This is a genomic window from Streptomyces sp. NRRL S-118 (assembly GCF_000716335.1).
GTDB lineage: Bacteria > Actinomycetota > Actinomycetes > Streptomycetales > Streptomycetaceae > Streptomyces.
In genome coordinates, this window is record NZ_KL591006.1 from 108,252 (window position 1) to 125,899 (window position 17,648).

Genomic DNA, 17,648 nt, shown 5'->3' on the forward strand with positions numbered 1-17,648 from the left:
GCACCGGTCACCTGCCCTTCGGGAGGCCGAGGATCCGCTCGGCGACGATGTTCCGCTGGATCTGCGAGGTGCCGGCGGCGATGGTGTACGAGAGCGAGGAGAGCCGGTCCGCCGTCCAGGCGCCGTCCAGGTCCAGGCAGCCGGGCCCCAGCACCTCGGCCGCCGCGTCGTACAGCTCCTGCCGGGCGTGCGAGTAGCGCAGCTTGAACACGGAGCCGCCGGTGCCGGGCACCGCGCCGGTCGCCTCCGCCTCGCTGACGTTCCACTGCGTCAGCCGCCACAGCGCGCGGAACTCGGCGGCCAGCCGTCCGAGCCGGCGCCGCAGCGCGTCGTCGTCCCAGCGGCCGTTCCCGCGGGCCTCGCGGGCCAGCTCGCCGAGCACCCGGCGGCAGGCGACGACCTCGCCCGCGAAGGCGGTGCCCCGCTCGTACGAGAGCGTGACCAGGGTGACCCGCCAGCCGTCGTTCTCCTCCCCCACCCGGTTGGCCACGGGCACCCGCACCTCGTCCAGGAACACCTCCGCGAACTCCGCCGGCCCGGCGAGCGTGCGCAGCGGCCGCACCGTCACCCCGGGGGCGTCCATGGGCAGGGCGAGCCAGCTGATGCCGCGGTGCCGGGGAGCGCCCGGGTCCGTCCGTACCAGCAGCTCGCACCAGTCGGCGACCTCCGCGTGCGAGGTCCAGATCTTGCTGCCGGTCACCACGTACGCGTCGCCGTCCCGCCGCGCGCGCGTGCGCAAGGACGCCAGGTCGGAGCCCGCGCCGGGCTCGCTGAAGCCCTGGCACCACACCTCGTCGCCCCGCAGGATCGGTTCGAGCCACCGTTCGCGCTGCGCGGCCGTGCCCTCCGCCGCGATCGTCGGCCCGGCGTGCAGCAGCCCGACGAAGTTGGCGCCCACGTACGGCGCGCCGGCGAGCTCGGTCTCCTCCAGGAAGATCAGGCGCAGGGTCGGGGAGGCCTCCCAGTGGACGTCCGCGTACCCGGCGTCGTACAGCATGCGCTGCCAGCCGGTGTCGTACGCCCGCCGGGCCGGCCAGTCGTCGGGGGCGGGCTTCGGCGGCAGGGCCGGCAGGGCGCCGGCGAGCCACTGCCGCAGCCGGCGCCGGAAGTCCTCCTCGGCCTCGCCGTACGCCAGGTCCATCAGTCGAGGTCCAGGCCCAGCATGCGGATGGCGTTGCCGCGCATCAGTTTGTGGACGGTCTCGTCGTCGAGGCCCGCGACGTGGTCGAGGGCGACCTCCTTGGTGTGCGGGAAGGTGGAGTCGACGTGCGGGTAGTCGGTCTCGAAGGTGGCGTTGTCCCGGCCCACGACGTCGAGGGACGCGATGCCGTGCTTGTCGCGGAAGAAGCAGCAGAAGACCTGCCGGTAGTAGTACGTGGAGGGCGGTTCGGGCACCAGGTCGCGCACCCCGCCCCAGGCGCGGTGCTCCTCCCACACGTCGTCGGCGCGCTCCAGGGCGTAGGGGATCCAGCCCATCTGGCCTTCGCTGTAGGCGAGCTTCAGGCGCGGGAACCTCACCAGGACGCCGCTGAAGAGGAAGTCCATCATCGACGCCATGGCGTTGTTGAAGCTGAGCGACGCCTGCACGGCGGGCGGGGCGTCCGGGGAGGCCGCCGGCATCTGCGAGGACGACCCGATGTGCATGTTGACGACCGTCCCGGTCTCCTCGCACACCGCGAAGAAGGGGTCCCAGTGGCCGGAGTGGATGGAGGGCAGTCCCAGGTACGTGGGGATCTCGGAGAAGGTCACCGCCCGCACACCGCGGGCGGCGTTGCGCCGGACCTCCGCGACCGCGAGGCCGATGTCCCAGAGGGGGATGAGACAGAGCGGGATCAGCCGGCCGCCGCTGTCACCGCACCACTCCTCCACCATCCAGTCGTTGTACGCGCGGACGCAGGCCAGGGCGACCTCCTTGTCCTTGGCCTCGGCGAAGGTCTGGCCGCAGAACCGGGGGAAGGTGGGGAAGCACAGGGACGCCTCGACGTGGTTGAGGTCCATGTCCTCCAGCCGCGCCTTCGGGTCCCAGCAGCCGCGCCGCATCTCCTCGCGGGTGATCCCTTCGAGGGTCATCTCGTCGCGGTCGAAGCCGACGGCGGCGATGTTGCGCTTGTACGGGAACTGCAGGTCCTCGTAGATCCACCAGTCCGCGGGCGGGCCGTCCGGGTCCATCGTGATGCGGTACGCGCCGCCGACGTAGGCGAGCTCGCCGATGCCGGCCGTGAGCGGCTTCGGACCGCGGTCGCGGTACTTCGCGGGCAGCCAGGTCTCGAAGAGGTGGGGCGGCTCGATCACGTGGTCGTCGACGCTGATGATCCGGGGCAGGTCCGGCATGACGCCTCCCGTTTCTGATGACCCGTCAGATGCGAGCCTAGCCCCGGCCCCCTGGACCGACAAGGCGCACCGCCCTACGCTCACCGCACCGACCTGACAGTCCGTCAGCCGAGGAGGGCGCCGTGCCGCCGGAGACCCCGCACACCCTGGACGCCTCCACGACCCTGTGGGAGCTCGTCGAACGCCGTGCGCACCTCACCCCCGACCGGCCCGTCCTCCTCCAGGGCGGCCGCACCCTCACCTTCGCCGGGCTGCGCGACCGCGCCGAGCGGACCGCGGCCGGGCTGTGGCGGATGGGCGTCCGGCCCGGGACGGTCGTCGGCTGGCAGCTGCCCACCCGGATCGAGACGGTGGTGCTGTGCGTGGCACTGGCCCGCCTCGGCGCCGTGCAGACCCCGCTGATCCCCTTCCACCGCGACCGCGAGGTGGGCTTCGCCCTGCGCAAGGCCGGGGCCGCCTTCTTCGCCGTACCCGGGCCGGGCGCGTGGCGCGGCTTCGACCACGGCGCGATGGCCTGGCGGATCGGCGCGCGTGGCGTCTTCGAGGCGTACCGGAGCCTCCCGGACGACGACCCGTCCGTCCTGCCGGCCCCGCCCGCCTCCGGCACCGACGTCCGCTGGGTGTACTGGACCTCGGGCACCACCTCCGACCCCAAGGGCGTCCTGCACACCGACCGCTCGCTCATCGCGGGCGGCGCGTGCCTCGCCCACGCGCTGCGCCTGTCCGCGGACGACGTCGGCTCGATCGCCTTCCCCTTCGCGCACGTCGGCGGGCTGGACTACCTCGTGATGCTGCTGCTGTACGGCTTCCCGGCCGTGCTCTTCGAGGTGTTCGCCCTGCCCGGCGCGCTGGCCGAGTACCGCAGGCACGGCGTGACCACGGCCGGCGGGTCCACCGCCTTCTACTCGATGTTCCTCGCCGCGCAGCGCGCCCTGCCGCCGGGCCGGAAGCTGATCCCCACGCTGCGGCTGCTGGCGGGCGGCGGCGCGCCCAAGCCGCCGGAGCTGTACCACGCGGTCGTACGGGAAATGGGGTGCCGGCTCACCCACGGGTACGGCATGACCGAGGCGCCGATGATCACCATGGGGTCGCCGGACGACACCGACGAGAACCTGGCCACCACCGAGGGCCGGCCCCCGGCCGGGATGGAGATACGCATCGTCGACGGGGAGGTGCGGCTCCGCGGCGAGGCCGTGTGCCGGGGCTACCTCGATCCCGCGCAGACCGCCGCGGCGTTCGACACCGACGGGTTCCTGCGGACCGGCGACCTCGGGCACCTCACCGGGTCGGGGCACCTGGTGCTGACCGGACGCCTGAAGGACGTCATCATCCGCAAGGGCGAGAACATCTCCGCCCGCGAGATCGAGGACCTGCTCCACAAGCACCCGGCGATCCGGGACGTGGCGGTGATCGGGCTGCCGGACGCCGCGCGCGGCGAGCTGGTGTGCGCGGTCGTGGAGCAGCCGGACGGCACCGGGCGGCTCACCCTGGAGGACGTCACCGCCCACCTGCGCGCGCAGGGCCTCTCCGTGCACAAACTGCCCGAACGCCTCGAAGTGGTGGACGCGCTGCCCCGCAACGAGACCCTGCGCAAGGTGCTCAAGCACCGGCTGCGGGAGCGGTACTCCTGAACCGCCCCCGGATCACCGCGAGCCGCGCGGTTCCCGCGGGTCCCTCGTGGAGCCCGGCAGGACCCGCGTGAACAGCGCTCCGGGGCGAGGCCCCTAGGCCATGCAGTAGCGGGCGAAGGCGGTGACCGCCTCCTCCTCGTCGACGCATCCGCTGCGGTCCACGTCCAGCGACTCGGCCGCGAGCGCAGCGGTGTGGGAGTCGACGCCCAGCACGCACAGGGCCCGCTCCAGCGCCGCCACCTCCGTGCGGCCGTCGCCGTCCCGGGCGGCGACGGCGAGTACGGCACGGACGAAGGGGCGGGCGATCTCGGCGAACCGCTCCGGGTTGTCGCGCAGCCGCTTGACGGCGCCGTTGACGAACTCGCCCCGCGTGACCCGCTGGTCGCCGTCCACGTCGGCGATGCCGGCCAGGCCCTGCCAGAAGGCCTCGGCGCCGCCCGACAGGGCCTGGCCCTTGTCGGAGCGGAACGGCGTGCCGAACGCCTCCAGCAGCCGGGAGGCCGCGGTGGTGAAGTCCTCGCGGGAGATATACCCGTTGCCGTCCTGGTCGAAGGCGTCGAACCGGGCGGCGATCCGGCGCTGGTACAAGTCCTCTGCGTCCATGACGGGGAGGGTACGACGCGCGGGCTGCGCCGTCACGCGGAGAGCGGTTCCGCCCCGTCGGCGGTGGCGGTCTCGAGGTCGGGGTACACGGCGAACAGCCGCCGTACGCCGAGGGCGGCGAGGACGCGGTTGACGTGCGAGCCTTCCCCCATGGCGGCACCCTGGGCGGGGAGTATCAGGCGCAGCCTGCCGCGGCAGGAGTGCAGGAGGCGGCGGGCGGCGATGAGCACGCCGACGCCGCTGGAGTCGCAGAACCGCACCCGGGACAGGTCCAGGACCACGTCGTGGCGGCCGGCGGCGACGGCGTCGTGGACGTGCCGCCGCACGACGGGCGAGGTGACCAGGTCCAGTTCCCCGCTGATGCGCAGCACGGACCAGGCGCCGTGCTCGGCTTCGTCCACCGTGAGCGTCGTCACGCGCGCACCTTTCGTCAGGGAACCGCCAGGTTCGCCGAACCCGAGGCGTCGATTGCTTTCGCGGGCTGCTGCCCCACCGCCCCGCCATGAAACACCATTCCCGCTGTGTGGGGTTTTCCTCCCCAAAGAGAGGTACGCGGCCGGTGCCGCCCACTACATTCGGGAGAGTCGGGTCGGCAGACTCCGGAGGCTCCGTATGGCGAAGGACACACCACCGCGCTGGGACCGCAGGATGCAGCAGCGCCTGGCGCGCGGCGAGGCGGCGGCGCTGGGTGAGCTGTACGACCGGTTCGCCTCGCTCGTGCACAGCACCGCGCACCGCGTGCTGGACGACGAGGAGGCCGCCGACCAGGTCACGCGCGAGGTGTTCGGGTACGTGTGGGAGAACCCGGACGCGTACGAGCCGCGCCGCGAGGGCTCCATGCGGTCCTGGATCGCCCGGCTCACCCGCAGCCAGGCCGTGCACCGGCTGCGGCAGGCGGAGGCGGCGGCGTTCACCGAGCGCGGCGGGGGCACGCAGGAGGAGCTGGAGCAGAAGGTGCGGCGCGCGGCGGCGGCCGCCCGCGCGGACTACATCGTCCAGTCGATGCCGACGCCGCTGCGGCAGGCGCTGGAGCTGGCGTACTTCCAGCGCCGCGACTACCGCCAGACCGCGGCGGACCTCGGGGTGACGGAGGACGAGGCGCGGCGCCGGCTGCGGCTGGGTCTCCAGTTGCTGTCCACCGCGAACACCCGGCCGGTGGACGGGCGGACGCTGTGACCGGGCCCCTGGACGGCGGCGGCCGGGACGGCGGGGAGGACGAGGTGCGGGGCGCTCCGCGCATACCGGCACCGCGGCGGGCCGTCGACGACTTCGACCCGATGCCGCCCGCGCCCGGACCGGCCCCCGTTCCGGCGACCGCTCCCGCGCCCGGACCGGGGCCGGGCGCCGCGGCGCAGGCGCCGCCCGGCCTGCCGCACACGGTCCTGAAGTCCCTGCTGGGCGCGTGGGCGCTGTCGGCCTGCTCGGCCGAGGAGACCGCGGCCGTCGAGGACCACCTGACCGAGTGCGCGCCGTGCGCGGACGAGGCGCTGCGGCTGCGCGACGCGGTGGCGCTGCTGCACCACGAGCGCGACCTGGACCTCGATCCGCTGCTGCGGTCGCGGGTGCTGGAGAACTGCCTGGGCCGCCGCCCGGCCCGTATCCCGGTGCCCGACTGGGCCGGGCCGTACGACGCGGAGACGGCGCGGCTGGACGCGCTGCTGCGGGACATCGGGGACGCGGAGTGGCACACCCCGGTGCGGCTGAAGTGGTTCGACGGCGAGGGGGCGGTCAGCCGCCGGACCACCGTGGCCGGGGTGATCGGCCACCTCCTCGCGGTGGACGGGCTGGTCATGTCGGCGCTCGGGCTGGGCGACCCGCTGGTCGCCGGGGACCCGGGCACGCCGCCGGGGCCTGCCGCGCCGGTCGTCCCGAGGGACCGTACGGAGGCGTACTGGCGCGCCGCGCACCACCCGCCGACGCGGACGATCCGCGAGCCGTGGCGCGAGCAGAGCCACACCCTGATCCGCACGGTCTCCTTCGCGGGCCGCGGGGTGGCGGAACTCTCCGTGTCGTACGGCGACTTCGCCCTTCCGCTGCGGGACTCGCTGCTCGACCGGGCCTTCGAGTGCTGGGTGCACGCGGAGGACATCGCGAACGCCGTGGACTACCCGTACGAGGCGCCCAGCGGCGCGCATCTGCACGGCATGATCGACCTCGCGGCCCGCCAGTTGCCGGCCGCGCTCGCCGACCGCCGCCGTGCGGGGCTCGCGGCCCCGCCCCGCCACCTGGTCGCGGCCGGTGCGCCGGGCCGCTCGCTCCACCTGGAGGTCGAGGGCTCGGGCGGCGGCCACTGGTACATCGCCCTGGACTCGCCGGGGGCGGTCGGCACCCCCGACGAGACGGTCGCGCAGGTGGCCCTGGACGCGGAGGAGTTCTGCCAGCTGGTGGCGGGCCACGTTCCCCCGGAGGAGGCGGCCGCCGGCCAGGACGGCGACCGGGAAGCCATCAAGGACGTCCTCTTCGCCGCCGCTTCCCTGAGCCGCATGTAGCGGCGGCGGCCCCGGGCGGGGGTTCGCGCCGCCTCAGCCGAAGACGACGGTGCGGCGGCCGTTCAGCAGGATGCGGCGTTCCGCGTGCCACTTGACCGCGCGGGCCAGCGCCTGGCACTCGACGTCGCGGCCGATCGCCACGAGCTGCTCGGGGGTGACCTCGTGGCCGACCCGCTCGACCTCCTGCTCGATGATCGGGCCCTCGTCGAGGTCGGCCGTGACGTAGTGGGCCGTCGCGCCGATCAGCTTCACGCCGCGCGCGTGCGCCTGGTGGTAGGGCTTGGCGCCCTTGAAGCTCGGCAGGAAGGAGTGGTGGATGTTGATCACACGGCCGCTGAGCTGCTTGCACAGGTCGTCCGAGAGGACCTGCATGTACCGGGCGAGCACCACCAGCTCGACGTTCTCGCCGCGCACCAGCTCCAGCAGTTCGGTCTCCGCCTGGGCCTTGGTGTCCTTGGTGACCGGGATGTGGTGGAACGGGACGTCGTAGGAGGCGGCGAGCTCCGCGAAGTCGGTGTGGTTGGAGACCACGCCGACGATGTCGACGGGCAGCGCGCCGATCCGCGTACGGAACAGCAGGTCGTTGAGGCAGTGCCCGTACTTCGACACCATCAGCACCACCCGCATGCGCTCGTCCGCGCGGTGGATCTGCCACTCCATGGCGAAGGAGTCCCCGACCGCCGCGAAGCTGGCCCGCAGTTTCTCCACCGTCACCGGCGCCTCGGCCGAGAAGTGGACGCGCATGAAGAACAGGCCCGTGTCCCGGTCCCCGAACTGCTGACTGTCCTCGATGTTGCAGCCCGTGATGAAGAGGTAGCTCGACACGGCGTGCACGATGCCCTTTTTGTCCGGGCAGGAGAGGGTGAGGACATACTGGTCAGTCATCCTCGCAGGATGCCACATTCCGGCGGCACCCCGGTCCGAGGGTCCGTCAGGCGGACCGGGTCATGATCCGCAGCACGTCCAGCGACCGCGGCGGCTCGTCCGGGTCCTCCCCGTCGTTCGCCGCCAGCCGCACGTGCGCGTCCCGCGCCGCCCGCACCGCCTCCGGCCAGCCGTGGTGCGCCATGTAGTCCGTGACCGGGGCGTCCGGCCCCACCTGGTGCATGATCCGCAGCACCCGGAGCACGGCGACGTCCACCAGCGCGGCCTCGGCGGAGTCCCGGAATATCGTCCCGACGTACTTCTCGGCGGACCAGTTGTCCAGCCACGTGTCCTCCACCAGCCGGTACACGGCGTCGGTGACGTCCCCGTACCCCTCACGGCCGGCCAGCCAGCACTCCTGGTGGAACACCGGGTCGGAAAGCATGTGCAGCGCCGAGCGCACATTGCTGCGCCAGCGCCACCACGGCATGTCATTGAGCGGCATGCCGCCCATGGTGGAGGAGCGACGGCCGCGACGGGAAGAGTTCACCGAACTGGACACGTTTCGATCGTACGTTCCCCTCCGGTACGGGCGGACCGCACCCCGCAATTCACCTCGTCGTCACCCAGCGTTGAACCGCCCTCACAACAGCGTTACCCATGAGGCGGAAGTGTGCGTGAGCATGACCGGTAGCGGCAACGGCAGGCCCAGCACGCGACGTTTCCCCACAACCCTCCCCTTCAGGGCCGCGACGGCACTCGTCTCGGCCTGTCTCCTCGCCGGCTGCGGAGCCCTCCCTGGAGCCACGGGGGGCTCCAGGGAGCCCGTCACGGTGATGACCTGGGCACCGGAAGGCACCCGTGCCACCAATATGCCCGGAATGCCCGCCATGGCGGAGGCGTACGCCCGCTGGGTCAACGCCCGGGGCGGCATCGACGGCCACGAGCTGCGCGTCCTCACCTGCAACGAGCGCAACGACCCGGGGGGCGCCGCCGACTGCGCCCGCCGCGCCGCGGACCAGGGGGTGGTCGCCGTCGTCGGCTCGTACAGCCAGAACGGCAGGGCCTTCATGGCCCCGCTGGAGGCGGCCGGCATCCCCTACATCGGCGGCTACGGCCTCACCGACGACGAGTTCACCAGCTTCCTCTCCTACCCCGTCAACGGAGGCCAGCCCGCGCTGCTCGCGGGCAACGGCATGCAGCTCGCCGACGCCTGCGAGCGCGTCTCGCTCGTCCGGCCCGACTCCGTCAACGGCGACAGCCTCCCCCACCTCCTCAACTCCGGCCTCGCGCAGCGCAGTCACCGCACCGCCACCGACATCCCGGCCGCCGAGGACGCCGGCGAGTACACGGCCACGGCCCGGCAGTCCCGCAACCGGGCGGGCGACGCGGGCGGCTGCGTCACCGCCGCCCTCGGCGAGCGCACCGCGAACTTCTTCGACTCCTTCCGCCGCCTGCCGCCCGACGGGCGCACGGTGAAGGTCTCCTCGGTCCTCGGCAGCGTCGACCAGCCGCTGGTGGACCGCACCGGCGGCGCCAGCAGCCCCTTCGAAGGCGCCTACATCACCGGCTGGTACCCGGAGGCGGACGACCCCCGCTGGGACGCGATGAAGCAGGTCATCCGCGAACACGCCTTCGACGACGACCGGATCGACCCGGCCGACGCGGGTGTCCAGACCACGTGGATCGCCTACACCGTGCTGCGCCGGGTGATCGAAGTGCTCGGCACCGACGACATCACCGCGAGCGCGATCGCCCACGCCCTGGACCGCGGCGTCGAGGTGGACACCGGCGGCCTCACACCCCCGCTGCGCTGGCGCTACGAGGACATGCTCGGCACGCCCGGCTTCCCGCGCATAGTGAACCGGGATGTCACCTTCCAGGTGGTGCGCCAGGGACGCCTGGTCGCTCAGCAGGACGGCTTCGTCGACACCGGGCCGACGCTCAGCAGCCTGTCCAGCGTCGCTTGAGCCGGCCCGTACGCGACGGACGGCGACGGCCCGGCGGGGCCGTCGCCGGCTCAGAGCTGGGTCGGCTGGCGCAGGGTCAGGCCGTAGGTGGTGGCGATCTTGTTCCAGAGGGCGGACGCCTGCTGCTTGGCGGCCGTCGCCTCCCCGCTGGCCCGGTTGGCCTGGGCGGTGTGGCTGGTGGTGCGCGCCTGGCCGTCCTTGCAGCCCTTCTTGCCGTCCACCTGCTTGGCCCAGATCGCGTAGTGGTCGTCGGCGGACGCGGACGCCTGCCACGCCTTGGTGAGGGACGCGGTCAGGGTAGTGTGGTCCGGCAGCTTGTCGACCTGCAGGGTCTGCAGCTTGGTCACCAGCCCGCGGCGCTGCTTCGCGGCATCGAGCAGGTCGGTGGCGGCCTGGTCCAGGCTCTTGCACCGCTTGATGTTCTCGACGGAGCGGATGACCGCGGCCCGGCTGTCGTTGCTCTCGGCGAGGAGCTTGTCGAGCGCCTCCGCCTGCGTCCGGACCGGGTCGGCGGCGGCCGGGGCCCCGCTGCCGCGGGGCGCCGGTGAGGTCGCCGCGGCGACGTCCGTGGTGTCGCGCCGGGTGCCGGAGTCGTCACCGCCGCCGCTGAGCAGCGCCCCGGCGCCGAGACCGACGGCCGCGCAGCCCACGACGACCGCGGTGATGAGCGTCACCTTCGCCGACCGCCGCGGCGCGGGCCGCTGCGGCTCGTCGTACGGCTGCTCGTACTGCTGGTGCTGGTGCTGCTGGGGGTACTGCTGCTGTGCGCCGTAGCGCGGCATGTGCTGGGTGGCGCCCGCGTCGCTGCGGAAGAGGCTGTCGAACTCCGCGGGCGGCTGGCGCTCGTCCGGGGTGCCGGGCCGGATGCCGTAGGGCGCACCGGTCGGCTGCGGCGGAACGGGCGGCAGGTACTGGGTGGCCTCGGCGTCGGACCCGGCCGGCGGCGCCACCGGGCCGGGGTGTCCCGCGACCGGCGGTATGTACTGCGTGGCGTCGGCATCGGCCCCCGCAGGGGCGGCTGCCGCCCCGGTGGGCATCTCCGGCGGCAGCGGCTGGGCGACGGTCCCGTACTGCTGGTGCTGCTGGCCGTGCGGCGGCTGCTGGTGCTGCTGGCCGTGCGGGGGCTGGGCCTGCGGCGGCTGCGCGTGCTGCTGCGGGTACTGCGCGGGGGCCGGGTACTGCTGGTACGCCCCCGGCTGCCGCGGCTGCCCGTAGTCGCCCGGCTGCGCCTGCTGACCGCCGTCCGGCGGGCCCCAGGGTCCGCCCCACGCCTGTCCGCCGGCCGGACCGGCACCCGCGGCGCCCGCGTCCGCGGCCCAGGTCTCGCCGCCCTCGGCGGGCAGCACGACACCTTCGTGCGCGGGCCGCGCCGCCGGAAGGTGCGGCTCCTGACCCTGTCCGCTCTGCGTCACCGGGACTCCTACGTGTGTACCTACGGAATCGTCGGTTCACGCTACCGGGTGACTCCCGGCCCGCGCACACGTGTGTGGCAGCAGTAACAAGAACCTCCTTCGGGACGCTGTTGAGGGGCTTTCCGGCGGTGTCCCGCCGCCCCTCCTAGGCTGCCTGCAGTTCCAGACGGGCGCCGAACTCGCGGACCGACGGCTCGTTCGCGTACGGCTCCAGGCGGTACTGGAGGTCGTCCAGGTACTCCGCGCCCCGCGTCGAGCGCAGGGTGCCCAGCAGCTCCACCGCGCGCGTGCCCGTGTGGCAGGCCAGTTCGACCTCGCGCTGCTGAACCTGGGCCGTGGCCAGCAGCACCAGCCCGATCGCGCGCCGCCTCGCCCGCGTCTCCGGGTGCCCGTCCAGCGCGTCGCGCGCCGCCCGCGCCGACAACTCGGGTTGCCCCAGGTCCCGGTGGCAGTGCGCCAGTTCGTCCGCGAGGTACGCGTGGTCGAAGTGGGCGATCCACGCCGGGTCGTCGCCCGCGTCCGGGTCGGCCCGGTCCATCGCGGCGACCGCGCGGCCCGCCACCTCCTGACACAGGCGCGCGTCGCCGAGCAGCGCGTACCCGCGCGCCTCGGCCGCCAGGAACATCGCCTCGGCCCGCGGCGTCACGTGCCCCCGCGCGCCTTCCTGCGCGGCCCGCGCCAGTTGCGCGATCTCCCGCGGATTGCCGAGCTGGGCCGCCAGGTGGCTCATGGACGCGGCCAGGACGTACCCGCCGTACCCGCGGTCCCCGGCCGCTTGGGCGAGCCGCAGCGCCTGGATGTAGTACCGCTGCGCCAGCCCCGGCTGCCCGGTGTCCACGGCCATGTACCCGGCCAGCTCGGTCAACCGGGCGACCGCCGCGAACAGTTGGCGCCCCACGGCGTCGCGGTACGAGCCCGACAGCAGCCCGGAGACCACGCTGTTGAGGTAGTGCACCACGACGGGCCGCACGTGCCCGCTGCCGAACCGGTGGTCCAGGTCCACGAGCGCGTCCGTCATCGCCCGTACGGCCTCGACGTCCGACGCCCCGACCCGGGCCCCGGCCTGCCGCGCCACCTGCGGGTCGGCGCCCGTGATCAGCCAGTCGCGGCTCGGCTCGACCAGCGCCGAGGCGGCGACCGTCGTACCGGAGAGGAAGTCGCGCCGCCCCACGTCGCTGCGCCACAGCTCGCAGACCTGCTCGATGGCGCCGAGCACGGTCGGCGCGAACTGGAGGCCCACGCCGGAGGCGAGGTTCTTGCCGTTGGCCATGCCGATCTCGTCGATCGTGACCGTGCGCCCCAGCTTGCGGCCCAGCGCCTCGGCGATGATCCCGGGCGCCCGTCCCCGCGGCTGCTGGCCGCGCAGCCAGCGCGCCACGGAGGTCTTGTCGTAGCGCAGGTCGAGTCCGCGCTCCTGCCCGACCATGTTGACGCGGCGGGCGAGCCCGGCGTTGGAACACCCCGCTTCCTGGATGAGAGCCTGCAGCCGTTCGTTCGGCTGTCGGGCGACGAGCGGCCTCGCTGCCATGACTACCCCCTGTTGCCGCGGTGATCAGTCGCCTGATCACTGCCCGGCGAGAATGCGGAGAATGCAGAAGTTGACGTCGGATCGCTGACTTGTGCCCATACATCGCGCCATGACGTGCAATGACGGGAGACTGCCATATTCATGGCATGCCGCCCACCCGACTGTGGCTACCCGCGGACCACTCCCGGCCCTCCCGCGCGCCCCCACCCGTGCCTCCATGCGCCCCGGATGCCGAATCGATGCTCCTCCCCCTCCGCCTCCGCGCCCCGTAACCCGTCGTGAGGCCGGTAGTTGAGCTGTCCGTGGAAGAGACCATCGGAGTCACGGAAGCCGCACAGATCCCCCAGCAGCGAGGCGAGCAGCTGCTGGACAGCGCCGTGCGGTACGCGGAAGAGCGGCACTGGGACGTGTTCCCCGGCACCTGGCTGGAGCCGGTGGACGGCGCGGAGCGGTGCTCGTGCGGCGACACGGCGTGCCCGGCGCCCGGCGCGCACCCGGCGAGGCCGGACTGGGCGACCCAGGCCACCGGCAGCGCCGTCGCGGCCCGCCGCATGTGGGGCAAGCAGCCCAGGGCGTCGATCCTGCTGCCCACGGGACGCACCTTCGACGCGCTGGACGTCCCCGAGTCGGCGGGCTTCCTGGCGCTGGCGCGGATGGAGCGGATGGACCTCACCCTGGGCCCGGTGACCTGCACCCCGGCCCGCCGGATGCAGTTCTTCGTCCTGCCGGGCGGCGCCGTCAAGGTGGCCGACCTGGTGCGGAAGCTGGGCTGGTCGCCGGCCTCGCTCGATCTGGTGGCGCTGGGCGAGGGCCAGTACGTGGCGGCGCCCCCGACCCGGGTGGGCGGGCACGGCGCGGTGCAGTGGGCCCGCCGCCCCACACCCGCGAACCGCTGGCTGCCCGACGCCGAGGAGCTGATCAGCCCGCTGGCGTACGCGTGCGGACGCGAGGCGGCCGCCGCCCGCGCCCGGCAGGGCTGACCGCCCGGCCCTCTGCGGACGCACCGGCGCGTCCGTAGGCTGGCTCCCGTACGACCGTACGACCGTACGACCGTCGGCCGATCGACGGGTACGGAACGGGGACCAGGGGAGACCATGACCATGCCGGACCATGTGCAGGGAGCCGCGCCGGCCGTTCGGGTCGAGGGGCTGTGGAAGCGGTTCGGCGAGCAGGTCGCCGTCGCCGGGATCGACCTGCTGCTGCCGGCGGGCCGGTTCATCGGGCTCGTCGGGCCGAACGGCGCGGGCAAGACCACGACGCTGTCGATGGTGACCGGGCTGCTGCGGCCCGATCACGGACGGGTCGAGGTCGTCGGCCACGATGTCTGGCGCGATCCGGCCGAGGTGAAGGCACGGATCGGCGTACTGCCCGAGGGGCTCCGGCTGTTCGAGCGCCTTTCCGGTCGGGAACTCCTCGCGTACACCGGACGGCTGCGGGGGCTGCCGGGCGACGAGGTGGACAGGCGGGCGGCGCAACTGCTGGACGTCCTGGACCTGGCGGGGGCGCAGCACAAGCTGGTCGTGGACTACTCGACCGGTATGCGCAAGAAGATCGGCCTGGCGGCGGCGCTGCTGCACAACCCGGAAGTGCTGTTCCTGGACGAGCCGTTCGAGGGCGTCGACCCGGTGTCGGCGCAGACGATCCGCGGAGTGCTGGAGCGGTACACCGCGTCGGGCGCGACGGTGGTGTTCTCCAGCCATGTGATGGAGCTGGTGGAGTCGTTGTGCGACTGGGTCGCGGTGATGGCGGCCGGCCGGATCCGGGCGCAGGGCACGCTCGCGGAGGTGCGCGGCGACGCGCCGTCGCTCCAGGCGGCGTTCCTGGAGCTGGTGGGTGCGCAGGGCCGGGACGCCGGTGAGTCGCTGGACTGGCTGGGCGGTGGCCGGTGATCGCGGTCTTCGTACGGCTGAAACTGTCGCTGCTGCGCAACGGGCTGCGGCAGTCGGCGGGGCGGGCGGCCGCGTACATCACCTCCGTGGTGCTGACCGTGCTGTGCGCGGTGGGGCTGCTGTTCGGGCTGGTGCTGCTGCGCGGCGCGGCACAGGCGGACTCGGTGGTGGTGCTGCTCACGGCGGTCCTGGCGGTGGGGTGGGCGGTGATGCCGCTGTTCTTCCCGAGCGGGGACGAGACGCTGGACCCGACGCGGCTGGTGATGCTGCCGCTGCGCCCGGGGCCGCTGGTGCGGGCGCTGCTGGTGTCGTCGCTGGTGGGTATCGGGCCGCTGTTCACACTGTGCCTGGGGATCGGCGCGGCGCTGGCACTGGCGCGCGGGGCGGGGGCGGTGGTGGTGGCGGTGCTCGCCGTGCCGCTGGTGCTGCTGGTGTGCGTGGCGCTGGCGCGGGCGGTCGCGGCGGCGAACATCCGGCTGCTGACGTCGCGCAAGGGGCGGGACCTGGCGGTGCTGAGCGGTCTGGTGATCGCGGTGGGCATCCAGGTCGTCAACTTCGGTGTGCAGCGCCTCAGCCGGACGGGTGGGCTGTCGTCGCTGGAGCCGGTGGCGGACGTGATGCGGTGGATCCCGCCGGCGTCGGCGGTCGGCGCGGTGGACGCGGCGGGCGAGGGCGCGTACGGCGAGGCGGTGGCCGGGCTCCTGCTGTCGGCGGCGGCCCTGGGCGGGCTGCTGTACGGGTGGCGGCGCAGCCTGGTGAAGCTGATGACGGCGCCGGACGGCTCGACGCTGGCGGCGGCCTCCCGTCCGTCGCGGCGTGAGGCGGCGGCGTCCTCCGGTCCGTCGGGACGGCTGTTCCCGCAGGGTCGCGCGGGCACAGTGATGCAGCGCAGCCTGCGGTACGTGCTGAGGGACCCGAAGACGAAGGCGGCGTGGGTGACGTCGCTGGCGATCGGCCTGATCGTGCCGTTGTTCAACGCGCTGCAGGGCGCGGGCTCGGTCTACTTCGCGTGCTTCGCGGCGGGGATGCTCGGCATCCTGATGTACAACCAGTTCGGCCAGGACACCTCCGCCTTCTGGATGGTGGCGATGACGATCTCCGCGCCCCGGGACGCCTACGAGGAACTGCGGGCGCGGGCCGGGGCGCTGCTGCTGATCACGCTGCCGTACGTGGTGCTGGTGTCGGGCGCGACGGCGGCGCTCCTGGGCGACTGGCAGACGCTGCCGGACGCGCTGGGGCTGTCGTTCGCGGTGCTGGGCGCGATGCTCGGCACGGGGGCGGTGGCGTCCGCGTACTTCCCGTACTCGATCCCGCAGGACAGCGGCTACAAGAACGTGGCCCCGGGGCAGGCGGGGCTGGCGTGGATGTCCCTCGGCGGTGGCCTGCTGTCGGCGGCGGTGCTGAGCTCCCCGCTGATCGCGCTGACGGTCGCCCTGCACCTCGCCGGCGCCACGTACTGGCTGTGGCTGCTCCTTCCGCTCGGCACGCTGTGGGGCGCGCTGCTCACCTGGGCGGGGCTGCGGATCGCGGCGCCGCGGACGGCGGCGCGGCTGCCGGAGATCCTGGCGGCGGTCAGCAAGGGCTGAGCGCCGTCAGGGCGTCAGGACGCTGTCGAGGAACGGCTCGACGGCGGCGCGCCAGCCGTCCGGCCGGTCGTAGTGGACGAGATGGCCGGCGTCGGCCACTTCGGCGTACTGGCCGCGCGGCAGGACCCGCACCATCTCCTGGGCCTCCGCGCGGCCCAGTTCGCCGTCCAGACCGCGGACCACGAGCGTGGGGCAACGGACCTGGGCGAGGTAGTCCCAGTGGGCGTCGTGGACCCAGGTCTCGCGGGAGGTGAGCATCTGGCGGCGGGAGAAGACGGGGTACCAGCCGTCGGCCCGCTCGGCCATCACCTCGGCGAAGAACTCGCCGCGGGCGGGGCTGGGGCGCTCCAGGCGGGGGTCGTCCTCGCCGAACCACTTGCGGACATCGGCGAGCGTGGCGAAGGGGACGGGCCAGGAGCGGAACCACTGCTCCCACTCGCGCTGGGAGGCGGCGCCCAGCGCGGAGGCGCGCATGTCGCAGATGACCAGGGCGCGGACGAGGTCGGGACGCTCGGCGGCGAGCTGCCAGGCCGTCAGGGCGCCCATGGAGTGGCCGATGAGGACGGCGGGGGCGAGGCCGAGCTGCTCGACCGCGGCGGCCGCGTCCGCGACGTACGCCTCGCGGGTGTAGGGGCCGTCGGCGGGCTTGTCGCTCCGGCCGTGCCCGCGCTGGTCGAGCGCGATCGCGCGGTGCCGTTCGGCGAGCCAGCGGGCGGTGGGGGCCCAGTGGGAGGCGCGGCCCATCAGGCCGTGGAGGAGCAGGATCCCGGGGGCCGTCGCCCGCTCGGGCTCGGCGCCCTGCTCCTTGGGCGGGTCGGCGAACTCCCAGGCCGCGAGGCGTAAGCCGTCGGCTGCGGTCAGGTCGATGCGGCGCACCATGTGTCCTGGCACCCCCTTCTGTCTCGTGCCGACGCCCAGACTATCGAACCCATATTCGAAAATCGGGTTCCGGCGTCCAACACCGCTCGTTCGAGTGACCCTGCTCAAGGATTGACGGGCGTGCCCGGGGGGAGATCTTCATCGGGAGGCGGGCCGCTCGGGGAAATCGGTCCGAGGGGGTTGACCCTGAGAGCTCGGGGCTCCGGGTCAGAACAGGGGAGGTGAGGCCCCGGCGCCGTACGGCGCCGGGGCTCTCCATGTGCGTGCACGCAGGGCGCATCGGCCAGCTCCTCCCCCGGGCGCGCAGCCCCGGCTCACGCCCTCAGGTCATATGCCTGAGCCAAGACTGGCATGCGCGGGCGCCCGGGCGCTCCCCTCCGTCCGGAATTCGCCTCCCGGACGAGCGCCCCGCGAGCCGGAAGGCGACGGCGCGGCAGGGGGCACGGGGCTCTCGCGGTGCGGCACA

Annotated in this window: 16 protein-coding genes; 7 read left to right on the forward strand and 9 right to left on the reverse strand. The window is 73.6% G+C overall.

Going from position 1 to position 17,648, the window contains the following annotated elements; genetic code table 11:
* Positions 1-7 precede the first annotated feature (7 nt).
* Entirely contained in the window at positions 8-1,141 is a 1,134-nt protein-coding gene (locus IH00_RS0113290; protein ID WP_031073031.1) for an acyl-CoA dehydrogenase family protein, read from the reverse strand.
* Complete coding sequence (locus IH00_RS0113295; protein WP_031073034.1) at positions 1,141-2,331, reverse strand: amidohydrolase family protein; 1,191 nt, start codon at positions 2,329-2,331, stop codon at positions 1,141-1,143. Before IH00_RS0113295 ends, IH00_RS0113290 begins: the two co-directional genes overlap by 1 nt.
* 122 nt (positions 2,332-2,453) lie before the next feature.
* Here IH00_RS0113295 and IH00_RS0113300 point away from each other — a divergent pair, with 122 nt between their 5' ends.
* Positions 2,454-3,962, forward strand: coding sequence for a class I adenylate-forming enzyme family protein (locus tag IH00_RS0113300; protein WP_031073037.1), 1,509 nt, complete (start codon positions 2,454-2,456; stop codon positions 3,960-3,962).
* A gap of 93 nt (positions 3,963-4,055) precedes the next feature.
* On the opposite strand, the gene IH00_RS0113305 is transcribed toward IH00_RS0113300, so the two are convergent.
* A complete protein-coding gene (locus IH00_RS0113305; RefSeq protein WP_031073038.1) occupies positions 4,056-4,565 on the reverse strand; it encodes an EF-hand domain-containing protein in 510 nt (169 codons plus the stop codon).
* 32 nt (positions 4,566-4,597) lie between these two features.
* Entirely contained in the window at positions 4,598-4,981 is a 384-nt protein-coding gene (locus IH00_RS0113310) for an STAS domain-containing protein (RefSeq protein ID WP_031073040.1), read from the reverse strand.
* A 196-nt stretch (positions 4,982-5,177) separates the two neighbouring features.
* Here IH00_RS0113310 and IH00_RS0113315 point away from each other — a divergent pair, with 196 nt between their 5' ends.
* Together IH00_RS0113315 and IH00_RS0113320 are read left to right on the forward strand one after the other, a co-directional pair.
* Complete coding sequence (locus IH00_RS0113315; RefSeq protein ID WP_031073042.1) at positions 5,178-5,741, forward strand: sigma-70 family RNA polymerase sigma factor; 564 nt, start codon at positions 5,178-5,180, stop codon at positions 5,739-5,741.
* Positions 5,738-7,054, forward strand: a complete 1,317-nt coding sequence (locus IH00_RS0113320; RefSeq protein ID WP_031073043.1) for a zf-HC2 domain-containing protein — start codon at positions 5,738-5,740, stop codon at positions 7,052-7,054. Before IH00_RS0113315 ends, IH00_RS0113320 begins: the two co-directional genes overlap by 4 nt.
* Positions 7,055-7,087: 33 nt before the next feature.
* Here the strand turns inward: IH00_RS0113320 and purU are convergent, their stop codons facing one another.
* Positions 7,088-7,939 (reverse strand): formyltetrahydrofolate deformylase, encoded by an 852-nt coding sequence (purU, locus tag IH00_RS0113325; RefSeq protein ID WP_039946866.1) that lies wholly within the window; start codon positions 7,937-7,939, stop codon positions 7,088-7,090.
* A gap of 46 nt (positions 7,940-7,985) precedes the next feature.
* A complete protein-coding gene (locus tag IH00_RS0113330; protein WP_031073047.1) occupies positions 7,986-8,432 on the reverse strand; it encodes an SCO4402 family protein in 447 nt (148 codons plus the stop codon).
* Between the two features lie 169 nt (positions 8,433-8,601).
* On the opposite strand from IH00_RS0113330, the gene IH00_RS0113335 reads away from it, so the two are divergent.
* A complete protein-coding gene (locus tag IH00_RS0113335; RefSeq protein ID WP_031073049.1) occupies positions 8,602-9,888 on the forward strand; it encodes an ABC transporter substrate-binding protein in 1,287 nt (428 codons plus the stop codon).
* 50 nt (positions 9,889-9,938) lie between these two features.
* Here the strand turns inward: IH00_RS0113335 and IH00_RS0113340 are convergent, their stop codons facing one another.
* Together IH00_RS0113340 and IH00_RS0113345 are read right to left on the reverse strand one after the other, a co-directional pair.
* Positions 9,939-11,300 carry a ferritin family protein gene (locus tag IH00_RS0113340; protein ID WP_199819747.1) on the reverse strand — a complete coding sequence of 454 codons (1,362 nt, stop codon included), beginning with the start codon at positions 11,298-11,300 and terminating at the stop codon, positions 9,939-9,941.
* 145 nt (positions 11,301-11,445) lie between these two features.
* Positions 11,446-12,828, reverse strand: coding sequence for an NsdA family TPR-like regulatory protein (locus IH00_RS0113345; RefSeq protein WP_031073053.1), 1,383 nt, complete (start codon positions 12,826-12,828; stop codon positions 11,446-11,448).
* Between the two features lie 302 nt (positions 12,829-13,130).
* On the opposite strand from IH00_RS0113345, the gene IH00_RS0113350 reads away from it, so the two are divergent.
* The 3 genes from IH00_RS0113350 (at position 13,131) to IH00_RS0113360 (ending at position 16,303) form a co-directional block, all read left to right on the forward strand.
* The gene (locus IH00_RS0113350; RefSeq protein ID WP_031073056.1) at positions 13,131-13,808 is read left to right on the forward strand and encodes a bifunctional DNA primase/polymerase; all 678 of its coding nucleotides are present in this window, start codon (positions 13,131-13,133) and stop codon (positions 13,806-13,808) included.
* A 114-nt stretch (positions 13,809-13,922) separates the two neighbouring features.
* On the forward strand, positions 13,923-14,717 hold the full coding sequence (locus IH00_RS0113355) for an ABC transporter ATP-binding protein (protein ID WP_031073058.1): 795 nt from the start codon (positions 13,923-13,925) through the stop codon (positions 14,715-14,717).
* Positions 14,714-16,303: a transporter gene (locus IH00_RS0113360; protein ID WP_234334843.1), complete on the forward strand. Its 1,590-nt coding sequence runs from the start codon at positions 14,714-14,716 to the stop codon at positions 16,301-16,303. Before IH00_RS0113355 ends, IH00_RS0113360 begins: the two co-directional genes overlap by 4 nt.
* A 6-nt stretch (positions 16,304-16,309) precedes the next feature.
* Here IH00_RS0113360 and IH00_RS0113365 read toward each other — a convergent pair whose 3' ends face one another.
* The gene (locus tag IH00_RS0113365) at positions 16,310-17,182 is read right to left on the reverse strand and encodes an alpha/beta fold hydrolase (RefSeq protein ID WP_031073061.1); all 873 of its coding nucleotides are present in this window, start codon (positions 17,180-17,182) and stop codon (positions 16,310-16,312) included.
* Positions 17,183-17,648 lie beyond the last annotated feature (466 nt).

Bases quoted from the DNA above. Each gene is read 5' to 3' on its own strand.
- purU (WP_039946866.1), bottom strand. From the start codon at position 7,939: ATGACTGACCAGTATGTCCTCACCCTCTCCTGCCCGGACAAAAAGGGC.
- IH00_RS0113335 (WP_031073049.1), top strand. From the start codon at position 8,602: ATGACCGGTAGCGGCAACGGCAGGCCCAGCACGCGACGTTTCCCCACA.
- IH00_RS0113315 (WP_031073042.1), top strand. From the start codon at position 5,178: ATGGCGAAGGACACACCACCGCGCTGGGACCGCAGGATGCAGCAGCGC.
- IH00_RS0113345 (WP_031073053.1), bottom strand. From the start codon at position 12,828: ATGGCAGCGAGGCCGCTCGTCGCCCGACAGCCGAACGAACGGCTGCAG.
- IH00_RS0113365 (WP_031073061.1), bottom strand. From the start codon at position 17,182: ATGGTGCGCCGCATCGACCTGACCGCAGCCGACGGCTTACGCCTCGCG.
- IH00_RS0113355 (WP_031073058.1), top strand. From the start codon at position 13,923: ATGACCATGCCGGACCATGTGCAGGGAGCCGCGCCGGCCGTTCGGGTC.
- IH00_RS0113305 (WP_031073038.1), bottom strand. From the start codon at position 4,565: ATGGACGCAGAGGACTTGTACCAGCGCCGGATCGCCGCCCGGTTCGAC.
- IH00_RS0113295 (WP_031073034.1), bottom strand. From the start codon at position 2,331: ATGCCGGACCTGCCCCGGATCATCAGCGTCGACGACCACGTGATCGAG.
- IH00_RS0113330 (WP_031073047.1), bottom strand. From the start codon at position 8,432: ATGGGCGGCATGCCGCTCAATGACATGCCGTGGTGGCGCTGGCGCAGC.
- IH00_RS0113290 (WP_031073031.1), bottom strand. From the start codon at position 1,141: ATGGACCTGGCGTACGGCGAGGCCGAGGAGGACTTCCGGCGCCGGCTG.